The sequence below is a fragment of the Actinomadura nitritigenes genome (assembly GCF_017573545.1).
Taxonomy (GTDB): domain Bacteria; phylum Actinomycetota; class Actinomycetes; order Streptosporangiales; family Streptosporangiaceae; genus Spirillospora; species Spirillospora nitritigenes.
Window position 1 is genome coordinate 82,338 of sequence record NZ_JAGEOK010000013.1, and the last position, 14,654, is coordinate 96,991.

12 protein-coding genes are annotated in these 14,654 nt (G+C 72.8%); 10 read left to right on the forward strand and 2 right to left on the reverse strand.

Annotated features, from left to right (window positions below; translation table 11 throughout):
• Positions 1 to 2 precede the first annotated feature (2 nt).
• On the reverse strand, positions 3 to 728 hold the full coding sequence (locus J4557_RS21085) for a TetR/AcrR family transcriptional regulator (RefSeq protein ID WP_208268443.1): 726 nt from the start codon (positions 726 to 728) through the stop codon (positions 3 to 5).
• A gap of 114 nt (positions 729 to 842) precedes the next feature.
• Here J4557_RS21085 and J4557_RS21090 point away from each other — a divergent pair, with 114 nt between their 5' ends.
• The 10 genes from J4557_RS21090 (at position 843) to J4557_RS21135 (ending at position 10,841) form a co-directional block, all read left to right on the forward strand.
• A complete protein-coding gene (locus J4557_RS21090) occupies positions 843 to 2,348 on the forward strand; it encodes an MFS transporter (protein ID WP_208268444.1) in 1,506 nt (501 codons plus the stop codon).
• Positions 2,349 to 2,569: 221 nt separating this feature from the next.
• On the forward strand, positions 2,570 to 3,442 hold the full coding sequence (locus J4557_RS21095) for an isocitrate lyase/PEP mutase family protein (RefSeq protein ID WP_208268445.1): 873 nt from the start codon (positions 2,570 to 2,572) through the stop codon (positions 3,440 to 3,442).
• A 146-nt stretch (positions 3,443 to 3,588) separates the two neighbouring features.
• Entirely contained in the window at positions 3,589 to 3,939 is a 351-nt protein-coding gene (locus J4557_RS21100; protein ID WP_208268446.1) for a hypothetical protein, read from the forward strand.
• 193 nt (positions 3,940 to 4,132) lie between these two features.
• The gene (locus J4557_RS21105) at positions 4,133 to 4,300 is read left to right on the forward strand and encodes a hypothetical protein (RefSeq protein ID WP_208268622.1); all 168 of its coding nucleotides are present in this window, start codon (positions 4,133 to 4,135) and stop codon (positions 4,298 to 4,300) included.
• On the forward strand, positions 4,297 to 5,004 hold the full coding sequence (locus J4557_RS21110; RefSeq protein ID WP_307800112.1) for a peptidoglycan-binding protein: 708 nt from the start codon (positions 4,297 to 4,299) through the stop codon (positions 5,002 to 5,004). Before J4557_RS21105 ends, J4557_RS21110 begins: the two co-directional genes overlap by 4 nt.
• 240 nt (positions 5,005 to 5,244) lie before the next feature.
• The gene (locus J4557_RS21115; RefSeq protein ID WP_190863281.1) at positions 5,245 to 5,739 is read left to right on the forward strand and encodes a (2Fe-2S)-binding protein; all 495 of its coding nucleotides are present in this window, start codon (positions 5,245 to 5,247) and stop codon (positions 5,737 to 5,739) included.
• Positions 5,736 to 8,153, forward strand: a complete 2,418-nt coding sequence (locus J4557_RS21120) for a xanthine dehydrogenase family protein molybdopterin-binding subunit (protein ID WP_208268447.1) — start codon at positions 5,736 to 5,738, stop codon at positions 8,151 to 8,153. The genes J4557_RS21115 and J4557_RS21120 overlap by 4 nt, the downstream gene beginning before the upstream one ends.
• Entirely contained in the window at positions 8,150 to 9,007 is an 858-nt protein-coding gene (locus tag J4557_RS21125; RefSeq protein WP_208268448.1) for an FAD binding domain-containing protein, read from the forward strand. The genes J4557_RS21120 and J4557_RS21125 overlap by 4 nt, the downstream gene beginning before the upstream one ends.
• A gap of 202 nt (positions 9,008 to 9,209) precedes the next feature.
• Complete coding sequence (locus J4557_RS21130) at positions 9,210 to 10,037, forward strand: SRPBCC family protein (protein ID WP_208268449.1); 828 nt, start codon at positions 9,210 to 9,212, stop codon at positions 10,035 to 10,037.
• A 102-nt stretch (positions 10,038 to 10,139) separates the two neighbouring features.
• Positions 10,140 to 10,841, forward strand: coding sequence for a class I SAM-dependent methyltransferase (locus J4557_RS21135; protein WP_307800113.1), 702 nt, complete (start codon positions 10,140 to 10,142; stop codon positions 10,839 to 10,841).
• A 66-nt stretch (positions 10,842 to 10,907) separates the two neighbouring features.
• Here J4557_RS21135 and J4557_RS51705 read toward each other — a convergent pair whose 3' ends face one another.
• A complete protein-coding gene (locus J4557_RS51705; RefSeq protein WP_208268450.1) occupies positions 10,908 to 14,504 on the reverse strand; it encodes a bifunctional glycosyltransferase/CDP-glycerol:glycerophosphate glycerophosphotransferase in 3,597 nt (1,198 codons plus the stop codon).
• Between the last annotated feature and the right edge of the window lie 150 nt (positions 14,505 to 14,654).

Sequence of the window (14,654 nt, forward strand, 5' to 3'; positions counted from 1 at the left end):
GGTCACGGCCTCCGGTCGAGCCAGGCCTGCAGGCCGTCGAGGATGCGTTCGAGGCCGAACTCGAAGCTCTCGTCCGGCTCGACGCGGATGGTCGGATTCTGCCGCCACCAGGCGGCATAGCTGGGGTAGTCGTCGGCGACGCGCTCCACGAACGGGCGGAGCTGCTCGACGAGGTCGGCGGGCGACTTCCCGGCGTCGCGGGTGGCGCGCTCCAGCGCGGCGTCGGACGTCGCGTAGCCGATGGCGTGCGACATCAGCAGGTTGCTGGCCCAGCCGACCTCCGCGCCGGACAGGCCGGCGGCGGTCAGCAGCGCGATGGTGCGGTCGCTGACCCGCATCGCGTTCGGGCCGATGGCGGGGTGGTTGCCGAACAGCCCGAGCACCCAGGAGTGGCGGAGCAGGACCGTCCGGAAGGCGCGGACGACCCCGGCCGCCGCCTCCCGCCAGCCGACCTGGTCCGGGTCGGGGATCTCGACCTCGCCGAGGATCTCGTCGACGACGAGTTCCAGCAGCTCGTCCTTGTTGGCGACGTAGAAGTACATCGAGGTCGCGCCCGCGCTGATGCTGGCGGCGAGGCGGCGCATGCTGAAGCCCTCGATGCCCTCGGCGTCCAGCAGCGCGACGGCGGCGCCGACGATCTCCTCGCGGCTGAGCTGCGGGCGGCCCCGGCGCGGACGGCCCGGCCGCAGCCAGACCGAGCCGGCGACGGGATCGGTTTCAGGGGCCATGCGACGTCCTTCTGACCAGGGGATGCTCGGCCGCCCCAGATTATCGGTTGACGAACGACGTACCAAAGTTAGTACAGTGTGCGAAAATTCGATCGCCGTACGAACGGGGATGCCATGTCCGCCCGCAACCCGCGCCGCTGGGTGATCCTCGGCGTGCTCTGCCTCAGCCTGCTCGTGGTCGTCATCGACAACACGGTGCTCAACGTCGCGATCCCGTCCCTGGTGAAGGACCTGCACGCGAGCAACTCCGACATCCAGTGGATCCTGGACGCCTACATGCTGGTGTTCGCCGGGCTCCTGCTCACCGCGGGCGCCCTGTCGGACCGGTTCGGGCGCCGCCGCGGCCTCGTCACCGGCCTCGTCCTGTTCGGCGGCGCGTCCGGGCTCGCCGCGCTGGCCGACTCGTCCGGCGAGCTCATCGCCGCGCGGGCGCTGATGGGCGTCGGCGGCGCGTTCCTGATGCCCGGCACCCTGTCGATCCTCACCACCGTCTTCGACGACGAGGAGCGCAAGAAGGCCCTCGCCATCTGGAGCTCGGTGCTGATGGTCGGCGCCGTCGCGGGCCCGCTCGTCGGCGGCCTGCTGCTGCGCGACTTCTGGTGGGGCTCGGTGTTCCTGCTGAACATCCCGATCGCGGTCCTCGGGGTCGTCGCCGCGCTGCTGATCATCCCCGAGTCGCGGGGCCCGGCCGCCCGCCCGGACGTGGTCGGCGCCGTGCTGTCGACCGCCGGGATGACCGCCCTCGTGTGGGGTGTGATCGAGACGGCGCGGGACGGCTGGTCGTCCGGCCGCACCCTCGGCGGGTTCGCCGTCGCGGTCGTCATGATCACCGCGTTCGGGCTGTGGGAGCGGCGCTGCGCGGAGCCGATGCTGCCGATGGGCCTGTTCCGGGACCGCAACTTCAGCGGCGCCAGCCTCTCGGTGGTGCTGATGTCGTTCTCGGCGGGCGGGCTGCTGCTCGCGCTCACCCAGTACCTGCAGTTCGTCCTGGAGTACAGCCCGCTGAAGGCGGGCGCCGCGTTCATCCCGCTGATGGTCGCCGCGATGGCGTTCAACGGGGTCGGCGTGGTGGTCGACAAGAAGTTCGGGGCCCGCGTCGCGGTGGCCGCCGGCCTGCTGCTGCTCGCGGCCGGCTTCGGCGTGCTGGCGACGCTGTCGCCCGGCGACGGCTACCCCAGGCTCGCCGTCGCCCTGGTCGTCATGGGGATGGGCAGCGGGACGATGGGGCCCGCGGCGTACGGGACGCTGCTCGGCGCGCTGCCGCCCGAGCGCGCCGGCGTCGGCTCGGCGGTCAACGACACCGTCCAGCAGGTCGGACAGGCGCTCAGCGTCGCGGTGCTCGGCAGCGTCCTGTCGGCGGCGTTCTCCGCCCACATGCCGGACGGCGTGACCGGCGCGGCGCGCGAGTCCATCGGCGACGCGCTCGCGGTCGCGGCGGCCAAGGGCGACGCCGGGCTCGCGGCGGCGGCGCGGGACGCGTTCACCGACTCGATGGCGACCATCGCGGTCGTCGGCGTGGTCGCCGGCATCGCCGCGGCCGTGCTGGCGTTCCTCGTCCTGCGCCCGGCCCCGTCGGCGCGGGAGGACGCCCCGAGCACGCCGGTCGACGTCGCCCCGTAGACGCCTTTTACAAATCACCATATGACACTTCATTACCGGCGACGCATCACCGGTTTTTAGTGGACCGCTACATTCACTTTACCCCTCCTATACGTTCTGGATGAGTAACTATTCACGACGCGGAATAGCGACACATTCGCGTTGTTCGAGGCGTGACAGTTCCCCCGGTCCGGTGCCCTCGCGGCACGGGCCTGCCACACCCCAGAACAGAGGAGTGACACGTGAGTTACGGAGACGAGCTACGACGCGAGATCATGTCGGAGGGGGTCACCCCGCTCATCGGAGTGTTCGACATGTTCTCCGCCTCCGTCGCCGCGAAGCACTACGACGGCCTCTTCGTGTCCGGATTCGGGTTCGCCGCGTCGCACTACGGGCTGCCCGACATCGGCTTCATCGCCTGGCCGGACCTGGTCGCGTTCGTGCAGCGGCTGCGGCTCGCCTTCCCCGGCCGGCACCTGCTGGTCGACATCGACGACGGGTACGTCGACCCCGAGGTCGCCTGCCACGTCGTCGAGCAGCTGGAGATGATCGGCGCGTCCGGCGTCATCCTGGAGGACCAGCAGCGGCCGCGCCGCTGCGGGCACGTCGACGGCAAGCGGATCCTCCCGCTGCCGGAGTACCTCGAGAAGCTCGACATGGTGCTGCGCACCCGCAGCGACCTCGTGGTGGTCGCCCGCACCGACGCCACCGACGAGGACGAGATCCTGCGCCGCGCGCAGGCCCTCGCGGAGACCGACGCCGACGTCGTCCTGGTCGACGGCGTCCGCAGCGTCGACTGGATCCGCCGGGTCCGGTCGGTGATCGGCGGCAAGCCGCTGCTGTTCAACCAGATCGCGGGCGGCAGGTCGCCGCGCATCTCGCTGCCCGAGCTGACCGAGCTCGGCGTGGACGTGGCGATCTACAGCACGCCGTGCCTGTTCGCCGCGCAGAGCGCGATGGACGCGGCGCTGCTCGAACTGAAGGCCGCCGACGGCCGGCTGCCCGAGATGACGCCCGACGCCGTCGGCGTCAAGGAGTCCATCGAACTGCTCGAACGCAACATCAGCCGGCACCACCGGCCGAACGGCCGGGAGATGGCGGGCACCCCCGCCTGAGCCCTCCGAACACCGGCATCCGCCCATCGCGGTGATTCCCCACCCGGGAGTCGCCGCGATGTTTCGTCCTGCAGGAGTTTCCTCCTGCACGCATTTCTTCCTTGCACGAGTTTCGTCCGCCCATGAATAAAGGGGTCACCATGCAAATGCTCATCAGACTTCTGGTCCTGTCCGCCCTCACCTGCGCCGCCGCGGTCGCGACGGCCGGCGTCACCTGGGCGTCCACCTCCCCCTCCGCCCCGGCGGCCCCGGCGGCCCCGGCCTCGCACGGGGACAGCCTCGTCAGCGCGTTCAACAACACCGGCGACGACGCCGGCAACGACAGCTGGCTGGAGATCGACCGCTCGTTCAACCTCGCCAAGGGCGACGGCAGCCCGGGCAGCGACATCATCAACGAGGTCAGCGGCGCGTCCAGCGGGATGTCGCCCGGCTCCGCGAACGGGTCGCTGTCCGGCACCTCGACGACCACGTCCCCGCCGCGGTCGGACGACGAGTGACGCCCGGACGGCGCCCGCGCCCCGGCCGGGCGCCGTCCGCTCACCCGCAGGTGACGATCGAGCGGCCCTTGGGGCAGGTCAGACGGCATTGATGTGAAGAGGGCGGAAATCCGGAAAAGTAAGGGGTATCCGATTACGGTCGGTTGGTGATCGCCCACGGAACGGGGGCGGCCGCGACCGGCGAGGAGTGACAGTGACCCCCGAAGCACGAACGGACGCCGTGGAGGCGTCGCATATGAACCGGGTCGACGTGAACCCCGGCGTCGACCGCGCGACGGAGCCCGACGAGGACCAGGTCCTGCGCGAGCTGTACGGAGAGCCCGGCGAGGACGGGATCCACCGCGGGGAGGGGGCCTCGTGACGGCGGCGAGCATGCTGGCGGAGGCCCGCAAGTCCCTCGGGATGTCGGGCCGTCCCAACACCATCACCAAGGAGTACGCCGCCAGGCACGGGGACGAGTTCCTCAAGGCGTCCTGGTGCGACATGGCCGTCACCTACTGGGCGCGGCACAGCGGCAACGCGGGCGCCGTCCTGCTCGGCGGCGACCGCGCGTACACCGTCTGGCACGCCGAGGACTTCCAGAAGGCCGGGCGCTGGCACGCCGGCACGACCGCGCAGGTCGACGCGGCGAAGCCCGGCGACATCGTCTTCTTCGACTGGGGCGCGTCCAACAGCGTCTCCGCGATCGACCACGTCGGCGTGGTCGAGAAGGCGCTCGGCGGCGGGCGGGTCCAGACGATCGAGGGCAACACCTCCGACGCCTGCAAGCGCAGGGTGCGCGGCGCGGACGTGATCGCGGGCTACGGACGGCCCGACTACAGCGGCGACAACTGGACGGAGGCCATCGTGGGCAAGCTGCCGCAGGTGAGCAAGGGCGACACGGGCGAGCACGTCGAGAGCGTGCAGGGGCTGCTGCTGGCGCGCAGCCATCCCGAGGTGGCCGTCAACGGGCACTTCGACGACACCACGGAGGCGGCGGTGAAGGCGGTCCAGAAGTGGGGCGGCGTCACGGCGGACGGGATCGTCGGGCCGGACACCTGGCCGGTCCTCCTCCGCGTTCACTAGGACCCGCGTTCACGAGGACCGGAACTCTTTCCGGTCCCGCGCAAATAACCCACGTCGGGGTCTAGTACGCGATTCAACCGCGGCATACCTTCGTAAGGTCGCATGTCGCGGAGCGGTTCCGGCAGGCACGCCGCGGAGTGCTCCAGAGAGGCGGGGCCCCGATGACGTGGCCAGATCAGCGCGGTCCGCCCGGGGACGTCCTCTCTCCGGTCCACCCCGAGACGTCCCTGGGAGAAACGCATGCCACGTATCCGTGTCGAGGTCGACGGTGCGACGTACGAGGACGACGTCGAACCGCGGCTTCTTCTCGTCCACTATCTGCGCGACCGGCTGGGGAAGGTCGGCACCCCGGTGGGGTGCGACACCAGCAACTGCGGAGCCTGCACCGTCCTGATGGACGGGATGAGCGTCAAGAGCTGCTCCGTGCTCGCCGTCCAGGCCGACGGCCGTGACGTCACGACCGTCGAAGGGCTGGGGATCGGCGGCGCGGAGCATCCGATGCAGCGCGCCTTCCACGAGGAGCACGCGCTCCAGTGCGGCTACTGCACCCCCGGCATGATCATGGCGTCGATCGATCTGCTGCGGGAGAACCCCGACCCGTCCGAGGAGGAGGTCCGGGACGGGCTGGAGGGCAACCTGTGCCGGTGCACCGGCTACCAGAACATCGTGAAGGCCGTCCGGCGCGCCGCGGCGGAGATGCGGACGCCCGCGCAGGAGCGGGAGGTGACGCCATGACCGCGACGGCCGAGGGCCCCGCGAAGGAGATGGGCTCGCCCCGGAAACGGTCGGAGGACGCCCGGCTGATCACCGGGCGGACGAAATGGACCGACAACATGGCGCCGGCGGGGACGCTGTACGTGGCGTTCCTGCGCAGCCCGCACGCGCACGCGCGCATCGCCAGGGTCGACGTCGGGCAGGCGAGGAGCCGCCCCGGGGTGGTGGCGGCGTTCAGCGGCGCCGACTTCGCGGACGAGCAGGGGACGCTGCCGTGCGCGTGGGTCGTCACCGAGGACATGAAGCATCCGGACCATCCGCCGATGGCGGTGGACGAGGTCCGGTACGTGGGCGAGCCGGTGGCGTGCGTGGTCGCGCGGGACCGGTACGCGGCGTTCGACGCGCTGGAGGAGATCGACGTCGACTACGAGCCGCTGCCCGCCGTGGTGGACATGGAGGCGGCGGTCGCGGACGGCGCCGACCTGGTCCATGAGGGCCTCGGGACGAACACGTCGTACACGTGGGTGTTCGAGAACGGGGACATGGACGCGGCGATGCGGGACGCGCCGGTCGTGCTGGAGCGCCGGTACGTGCAGCAGCGCCTGATCCCGACGGCGATGGAGCCGCGGTCGGTGCTGTGCGTCCCTGAGGGCGACGAGTTCACGCTGTACTCGGCGACGCAGATCCCGCACATCCTGCGGCTGATGCTGGCGACGGTCACCGGGATCGGCGAGCACCGGATCCGGGTCGTCGCGCCGGACGTCGGCGGCGGCTTCGGGTCCAAGCTCCAGGTGTACGGCGAGGAGGTCCTCGCGCTGCTGCTGGCGCGGCGGCTGGGCCGTCCGGTGAAGTGGACGGAGTCGCGCAGCGAGGGGAACATGACCGTCCACCACGGCCGCGACCAGATCCAGCGGCTGACGCTCGCGGCGGAGCGGGACGGCCGGATCCGCGGCGTGAAGGTGGAGCTGCTCGCCGACATGGGCGCCTACCTGATGCTGGTGACGCCCGGCATCCCGCTGCTGGGCGCGTTCATGTTCAACGGCATCTACAAGATGGACGCCTACTCCTTCACGTGCTCGGGCGTGTTCACCACGAAGACGCCGACGGACGCGTACCGGGGCGCGGGGCGCCCGGAGGCGACGTTCGCGATCGAGCGGCTGATGGACGAGCTGGCCGCCGAGCTCGGCATGGACCCGATCGAGGTGCGGCGGCGCAACTGGATCGCGCACGAGGAGTTCCCGTACGACACGATCGCGGGCCTCACCTACGACAGCGGGAACTACGAGGCGGCGACGGACAAGGCCCTGGAGCTGTTCGAGTACGACAAGCTGCGCGCGGAGCAGGCGGACCGGCGCGAGCGCCGCGACCCGGTGCAGCTCGGCATCGGCGTGTCGACGTTCACGGAGATGTGCGGGCTGGCGCCGTCGCGGGTGCTGGGGTCGCTGTCGTACGGCGCGGGCGGCTGGGAGCACGCGTCGGTCCGGGTGCTGCCGTCCGGGAAGGTCGAGGTCGTCACGGGGTCGTCCGCGCACGGGCAGGGCCACGAGACGGCGTGGGCGCAGATCACCGCGGACCGGCTGGGCGTCCCGTTCGAGGACGTGAAGGTGCTGCACGGCGACACGGCCGTGTCGCACAAGGGCATGGACACCTACGGGTCGCGGTCGCTGGCGGTCGGCGGGATGGCGCTGTACTCGGCGTGCGACAAGGTCGTCGACAAGGCCCGGAAGGTCGCCGCGCACCTGCTGGAGGCGTCCGAGCAGGACCTGGAGTTCGAGGGCGGGCGGTTCAGCGTCCGGGGCGTCCAGCAGGAGGGCCGGACGCTGCAGGAGGTCGCGCTGGCCGCGTTCGCGGCGCACGACCTGCCGGACGGGATCGAGCCGTCGCTGGACTCCGACGCGACGTTCGACCCGGACAACTTCTCCTTCCCGCACGGCACGCACCTGTGCGCGGCCGAGGTCGACACCGAGACCGGGATGGTGAGGATCCGCAAGTACGTCGCGGTGGACGACGTCGGCAAGGTCGTGAACCCGCTGATCGTCGAGGGGCAGGTGCACGGCGGGCTCGCGCAGGGCATCGCGCAGGCGCTGTACGAGGAGGCCGTGTACGACGCGGACGGCAACCTCACGACGACGACGATGGCCGACTACCTGATCCCGTCGGCGGCGGACCTGCCGTCGTTCACGACCGACCGCACCGAGACGCCCGCGACGTCCAACCCGATGGGCGTGAAGGGCGTCGGCGAGGCCGGCACGATCGCCTCGACCCCGGCGGTCGTGAACGCGGTCGTGGACGCGCTGCGCCCGTTCGGGGTGGACGACGTCCCGATGCCGTGCACGCCGGAGCGCGTGTGGCGCGCGCTCCGCTCGGAGTCCACGCCGGACACCGCCGAACCGGGAGCGGGCGGCGGTCTCGGATCGGCCGGAGGTGCCCAGTGATCCCCGCGACGTTCGACTACGTGCGGCCCGCGTCGGTGGACGACGCCGCGCGGGCGCTGGCCGACGCCGGCGAGGACGCGAAGGTCCTCGCCGGCGGGCAGAGCCTGATGCCGCTGCTGCGGATGCGGCTCGCCTATCCCGACGCGCTCATCGACCTCGACCGGCTGGACGGGCTGCGGGAGATCCGCGACGACGGCGGCGCGGTGGTCATCGGCGCGATGGCGACGCATCACCAGGTGGTCGGCGACCCGCTGGTGCGCGAGCACCTGCCGCTGCTGGCGCGGGCGACGGAGACGGTCGCGGACCCCGCGGTCCGGCACCGCGGAACGTTCTGCGGGTCGCTGGCGCACGCGGACCCGGCGGGCGACCTGCCGGCGGTCGCGCTGGCGCTGGACGCGGTGCTGCTGGCCCGGTCGGTGCGCGGCGAGCGGGAGATCCCGGCGGCGGAGTTCTTCGTCGACTGGATGACCTCGGCGCTGGAGCCGGACGAGCTGCTGGTCGGGGTCCGGGTGCCGAAGCTCGGCGAGGGCTGGGGCGTGCACTACGAGAAGTTCCACCGGACGGCGCAGGCGTGGGCGATCGTCGGGGTCGCCTGCGCGGTGCGCCGGTCGGGGGACACGGTGGAGGACGCCCGCGTCGCGCTGACCAACATGGGGCCGGCGCCGGTCCGGGCGAGCGGGGTCGAGGAGGCCGTCCGGGGGCGCGCGGCGTCGCGGGAGGCGTTCCAGGCCGCCGCGGCGCACGCCGCCGAGGGCACCGAACCGCCGGCGGACCTGCACGGGTCCGCCGAATACCGGACGCACCTGGCGTCCGTGCTGACCGCGCGGGCGCTGAGCGCGGCGGCGAACGTATGAACGAGCCGGCTCGGCGGGTGCGCGGGATCGTCCCCTCGCACGCGGCGCGCGGCTGAGTCGCGGCCGTGCGGCCGGGTCCCCGCGCCCCGGGGCCCGGCCGCGCGGCCCGCCCGTCCCCCGGGGGGCGTGGGGCCACCCCGCACTGGCGGCGCCCAGGTGATCGCCGTAAGGTCGCGAGGAAGAACACCGGACGATAAGGACCATGATCATGGAGCTCGACCACGAATTCACCGTCCCCGTGCCGGTGGATCGGGCCTGGTCGGTGCTGCTCGACGTGGAGCGCGTCGCGTCGTGCATGCCGGGCGCGACCCTCGACTCGGTCGACGGCGACGAGTACGCGGGCCGGATGAAGGTGAAGGTCGGCGCGATGACCATCACCTACCGGGGCACCGCGCGCATCGTCGCGGCCGACGAGCCGTCCCGCACCGTCACGATGGAGGCGTCCGCGAAGGAGGCGCGCGGCTCGGGCACGGCGTCGGCGACCGTCCAGGCGAAGCTGCACCAGCAGGAGGACGGCACGACCCTCGTGTCGGTGCGCACCAAGCTCAACGTGACGGGGCGGCCCGCGCAGTTCGGCCGCAACATCCTGTCCGAGGTCGGCTCGAAGATCATCGCGCGGTTCGCGAAGGCGCTCGCGGCGGAGCTGGAGTCGCCGGCCGAGCCGGAGGCCCCGGAGGCCGGGGCGGCCGCGCCCGCGGAGCCCGTCCAGGAGGTCGTACCGGTGCCGGAGACCCCGGCCGAGGAGCCGGCCCCGGTGCCCGAACCGGCCGTCGAGAAGGCCGCGGAGCCGGAGCAGGCGCCGGAGCCGGAACCGGCGAAGGCGGAGGTGGCGCGCCCCGCGCCGGCCGCGCCGCCGCGGCACGCGGCGCCGTCCGAGCGGCCGCCCCTGCGGCTCGCGCGCGACGACGACGCGATCGACCTGCTGGAGGTCGCGGGGCCGTCGCTGGTGAAGCGGGCCGTCCCGGCGGCGGGCGGCCTCGTCGTCCTGCTGCTGCTGATCCGCTGGCTGGTGCGGCGCCGCAGGCGCTGACGGCCCGCCGAGGCTCGGAGCCGGTTCAAGCGCGGGTCAACGATCGGCATGCGATCGGCGACGACGGTGGAACGCGCCGCCGCGATGGCGTGGCCTTGTCCCGTGGACACGATCGAGCTGCAGCGGATCTCGGGGATCGAGAACGACAACTGGTGGTACCGGGAACGGCGCGCGATCATCTCCGGTGAGCTGCTGCGGTTCAGCGTGCCCGGCGCGGCCGTCGACATCGGCGCCGGGGCGGGCGCGGACGCGCGGACGCTGGCCGGGCACGGCTGGCGGGCGACCGCCATCGACCTGAACCCGGGCGCGGTAGCGCTCGCGCGCGCACAGGGCGTCGAGGCGTACGAGGGCGACGCCCGCTACCTCCCGCTCCCCGGTGAGCAGTACGACCTGGCGCTCGCGATGGACGTGCTGGCGCACGTCGACGACCACGAGCGCGCCGCCGCCGAGATCGCCCGGGTGCTGAAGCCCGGCGGGACGGCGCTGGTGTGCGTCCCGTGCGACATGAGCCTGTGGTCGGCGCACGACGTCGCGCTCGGGCGCGTCCGCCGCTACACCCGCGGCGCCCTCACCGAACTCCTCGAAGGCGCCGGCCTGCTGCTGGAGCGGCTGTGGAGCCGCGGCGTGCTGCTGCGTCCCGTGCTGCGCCGGCTCCGGCACCGGACGACGCGCCGCGAGGACCTCGCTCCCCTGCACCCGCTGGCGAACGACGCCCTGCGGCTGTCGATGGCCGTGGAGCGGCGGCTGCCGCTGTGGTCGTGGCCGGGCACCTGGCTGTTCGCCCGCTGCCGCCGCCCCGGCTGACCGGGCGGCGTTCACGCGCGGCGAGCCGTCGTCATGGCGGGGCTCATGACGGCGGCTCGCCGCAGGTCAGCGGGGGAAGACGTGGTCGATGACGCGGGACGCGGCCTCGCCGTCGTCGTGCGGGCAGTACTTGACGAAGAAGTCGTCGTACCGGCCGCTGTACTCGTCCTCCAGGGCGGGCGCCTCCCGGACGGCTTCGGCGACCTCCTCGGACGTGGCGACCAGCGGCCCCGGCGCCTCCAGGTCCAGGTCCAGGTAGAAGCCGCGGACGTGGTCGCGGTAGCGCTCCAGGTCGTAGGTGTAGAAGACCATCGGGCGGCCCAGGACCGCGTAGTCGAACATGGCGGACGAGTAGTCCGTCACCAGCATGTCGGACGCCATGTAGAGGTCGGCGATGTCGGGGTAGCGGGTGACGTCGATGACGAAGTCGTCGGACGCCAGATGGGCGCGGTCCGTGACGAGGTAGTGCGCGCGCAGGAGCAGGACGTGGTCCTCCCCGAGCGCGCGCCGCATGGCCTCGACGTCCAGCTCTAGGTGGAAGCCGCGGCGGTCCGGGGTGTGGTGCTCGTCGTCCCGCCAGGTCGGCGCGTACAGCACCACTTTCTTGCCCTCGGGGATGCCGAGGCGCTTGCGGATGTCCGCGCCCACGCGCTGCCACTCGGGAGCGCTCATGACGTCGTTGCGCGGAAACCCGGTCTCCAGGACCTCTCCGCTGTAGTGGAACGCGCGCCGCATCACCTGCGTGGCGAACGGGCTGGACGACAGCAGGTAGTCCCACCGGGGCACTTCGCGCTGTATCCAGTCGAGCTTCTCGGTGCGCCGGTACGGCAGGTCCTTCAGGTCGTAGCCGAGCCGCTTGAGCGGGGTGCCGTGCCAGGTCTGCAGGTAGATCTGCCCCGGTCGCTTGGCGAACCAGTACGGCGCCCCGTAGTTGGTGACGATGTACTGTGCGCGCGCGAGCGTTCGGTAGTGCTCGCGTGTGTCCGCCTGGACGGTCCGGGCCTCGCCCTCGACGGCGAACTGGCCGTCCCGTGAGACCCACACGCATTCGAGGTCGGGCCTGCGCTTGGCGAGCTCCTCGTAGAGCGCGCGCGGGTTGCAGCTGTACTGGGACGCGTTGCAGCTGTCGAACACGACGATGTCCGACAGCGGGCTGCGCAGGTAGACGGGATAGTCGTTCTGCTGCAGGAGCCGCTGCGCGTGCCGTCCGCGCTCGTCCTCCGACAGGGCCGGACGGCTGTGGATCTGCACCGCGTCGGTCTGGTGGACGCCGACCTCGAACTCGTGCGTCCCGACGCGCCGCCATTCGGGCAGGGCGGGTATCCCGGCGCGCTCGGCGACGACGGCGACGTCCCCGGACCGGGTGGGCGCGATCAGGTCCCAGGCGCCCTCGGCGAGCGGCAGGTCCGTCCCGAACACCGGCAGGCGCGCGGGCGTGAGCGCGGCGGTGAACCGGTTCCCCTCCCAGGTCAGCGGCACCTCGTGCGCCTCGCCCGAGCGGCTGCGGTGCAGGACGAGGCGGCCGGGCCGGTCCTCCGGGTCGGCGTAGGTGCCGGTGAGGGTGAGCCGGCCCTCGGCGTCCCATGCGGCCTGCGTGACCACGGGCCGGAAGCCGCGCTCGATGCCGCGCAGGTTGCCGTACGCCGTGCGGGTCACGACGAACTCGCGGCCCCGCCAGGCGAACCTGGCCTCGGCGAGATTCGCGGCCATGGTGAGCCGGAGCGGGCCGCCCTCGCCGCTCAGCCGGATGTCCCAGTCGATGACGTCCAGCAGGTGCGCGTGGCCGGGAGCGGTGCGCGGGATGCCGTCCTCCGAGCCGTGATCCGGCCCTCCGCCGGGCCCGCCGACCGGGCGGACGCCGGGGGCGGACGCGTCGTCGGCGGCCTCGGGGATCGAGAGCAGGCCGTCCAGCGGAAGCGTCGCGGTGAAGCTGAAGCCGGTCCCTTCGGCCGCCGGCGTCACCGCCGCCGGGCGGACCGTGACGTCGCCGAACACCTCCGTCCCGCCGTGCCGCCGCGCCGCCGTGATCGCCGCCCCGGCGCCGAGCGCCCGGTTCGTCCACCCGGTCAGCTCCAGCACGTCGCCCAGCCGGCGGAACCCGGTGAGCACGGCCCGGGACGCCTTGACGTGCACGGCGAACCCCTCGTCGCCGTCCGCCGGCTGGACCGCGACGTGCTCGGCGGGCTGCCGCGCGGCCGTCCACCGCACCCGCGGCGCCGCCGCGGTGACCCGCCGGACGGCCTTGTGCCCCGCCGTCGTCACCTCCGCGTACAGCTCCCACGCGGCGGTGCGCCACTCCTCGCCGTCGCGCAGCGCCTCCGGGTCGATCCGGACGGCGAACCCCGACCACTCGTAGGAGACCAGCGCCTGCCCGGAGCGGGCCGTGGCCTCGGGGCAGCGGGTCCGCTCCACGTCGAGGCGGACCTCCTGCCCGGTCCGGGCGTCGCGCAGCCACATCCGGATCTTGGAGTCGTGCGCCGACGACACGTCGAGGCGGGCGAGGTGCGCGAACCCCTCGATCGTGAGGACGTCCCCGTCCCAGCCGGCCCGCTCCACCCCCGCCCACAGCTCGAACTCGTCGGTGACGTCGTACACCTCGTCGGGGACCGCGCGGTGCGGGTCGCCGAAGAACGGGTAGCGGGCGTACCAGCGCTGCCGGAACCGGCCCTTCGCGACGAGCGGGACCTCGTCCAGGCCGCCCTCCTCGAACCGCAGCACCTCCAGCAGCTCGGGCAGCATCCGCTCGCCGAGCAGGTGCAGCTCCAGCCGCTTGATCGCCTCCAGCCCGGACACCGCCGCCGGGTGCGCCTCCGCGACGATCTCCGCGCCGAGGCCGACCAGCCGGCGGCGCTCCTGCTCGGACGCGGCGGGCAGCGCGTGCACGAGCGCGCGGACGTCCAGGTCCAGCGCGTACATGTCGTGGGCGGGCAGCAGTTCCGGCGCCCGGTCGCGCAGGACGCGGCGCACCATCCCCAGCGCGGCCATCCGGTCGATGATGTCGCCGAGCTCCTGCCGTTCCCGCTCGTAGGCGCCCAGGTGGTGGCGCCAGAAGTAGACGGTGGCGTCGAGGACGTCGACGGAGGACGCGAGGACGTGCGTCTCCATCGCCACGGTCAGGTCGCCGTACTGCATCGCGGGGAACTCGAACTGGTGGGCCTCCCAGAACGAGCGGCGGAACACCTTGTTCCACACCGTCCGGTCCTGCAGCAGCGCCGGCTGCCGGGAGATGTGCGTGGACCGCGCCGTCGCCGCGTACGGCTCCGCGTGCAGCCACGACTGCCATACGCCCTCGTCGTCGAGGCACATGACGTTGCCCCCGGCGATGTCCGACCCGGTCGACTCCAGCGTCCCGACCAGCAGCTCGTACGCGTACGGCGGGAGCGCGTCCTCGCCGTCGACGAACGCCAGGTAGCGGCCTCCGGCGTACCGGACGCCAGTGTTGCGCACCGGTCCCGCGGACGGGTCGGTGGGCGGGACGAGCGCGAACCGGTCGTCGCGGCGCGCGAACGCCTCGGCGACGGCGGCGGCCTCGTCCGCGGCCCCGTCGTCCACCATGATCACTTCCAGGTCGCGCAGCGTCTGCCCGGCCAGCGACTCCAGGCATCCGGCGAGGTGGTCCCCGGCGGCGCGGAACGGTACGACGACGCTGATCTTCGGTGACACGGGTTCTCCAGGGGTTGCGGGGTGGTGCGCGCGGTGATGAGACGGTGATGGTGAGGACGGTGTCGAACGTGGTGGCGCGCGGTGCCGCCCGGGACGGCACCGCGCGACGCGCCGGATCCGCGCGGCGCCGCTCGGGACGGCGCCGCGCGG

Bases quoted from the DNA above. Each gene is read 5' to 3' on its own strand.
- J4557_RS21085 (WP_208268443.1), bottom strand. From the start codon at position 728: ATGGCCCCTGAAACCGATCCCGTCGCCGGCTCGGTCTGGCTGCGGCCG.
- J4557_RS21090 (WP_208268444.1), top strand. From the start codon at position 843: ATGTCCGCCCGCAACCCGCGCCGCTGGGTGATCCTCGGCGTGCTCTGC.
- J4557_RS21100 (WP_208268446.1), top strand. From the start codon at position 3,589: ATGCTCATCAGACTTCTGGTCCTGTCCGCCCTCACCTGCGCCGCCGCG.
- J4557_RS21115 (WP_190863281.1), top strand. From the start codon at position 5,245: ATGCCACGTATCCGTGTCGAGGTCGACGGTGCGACGTACGAGGACGAC.
- J4557_RS21120 (WP_208268447.1), top strand. From the start codon at position 5,736: ATGACCGCGACGGCCGAGGGCCCCGCGAAGGAGATGGGCTCGCCCCGG.
- J4557_RS21130 (WP_208268449.1), top strand. From the start codon at position 9,210: ATGATCATGGAGCTCGACCACGAATTCACCGTCCCCGTGCCGGTGGAT.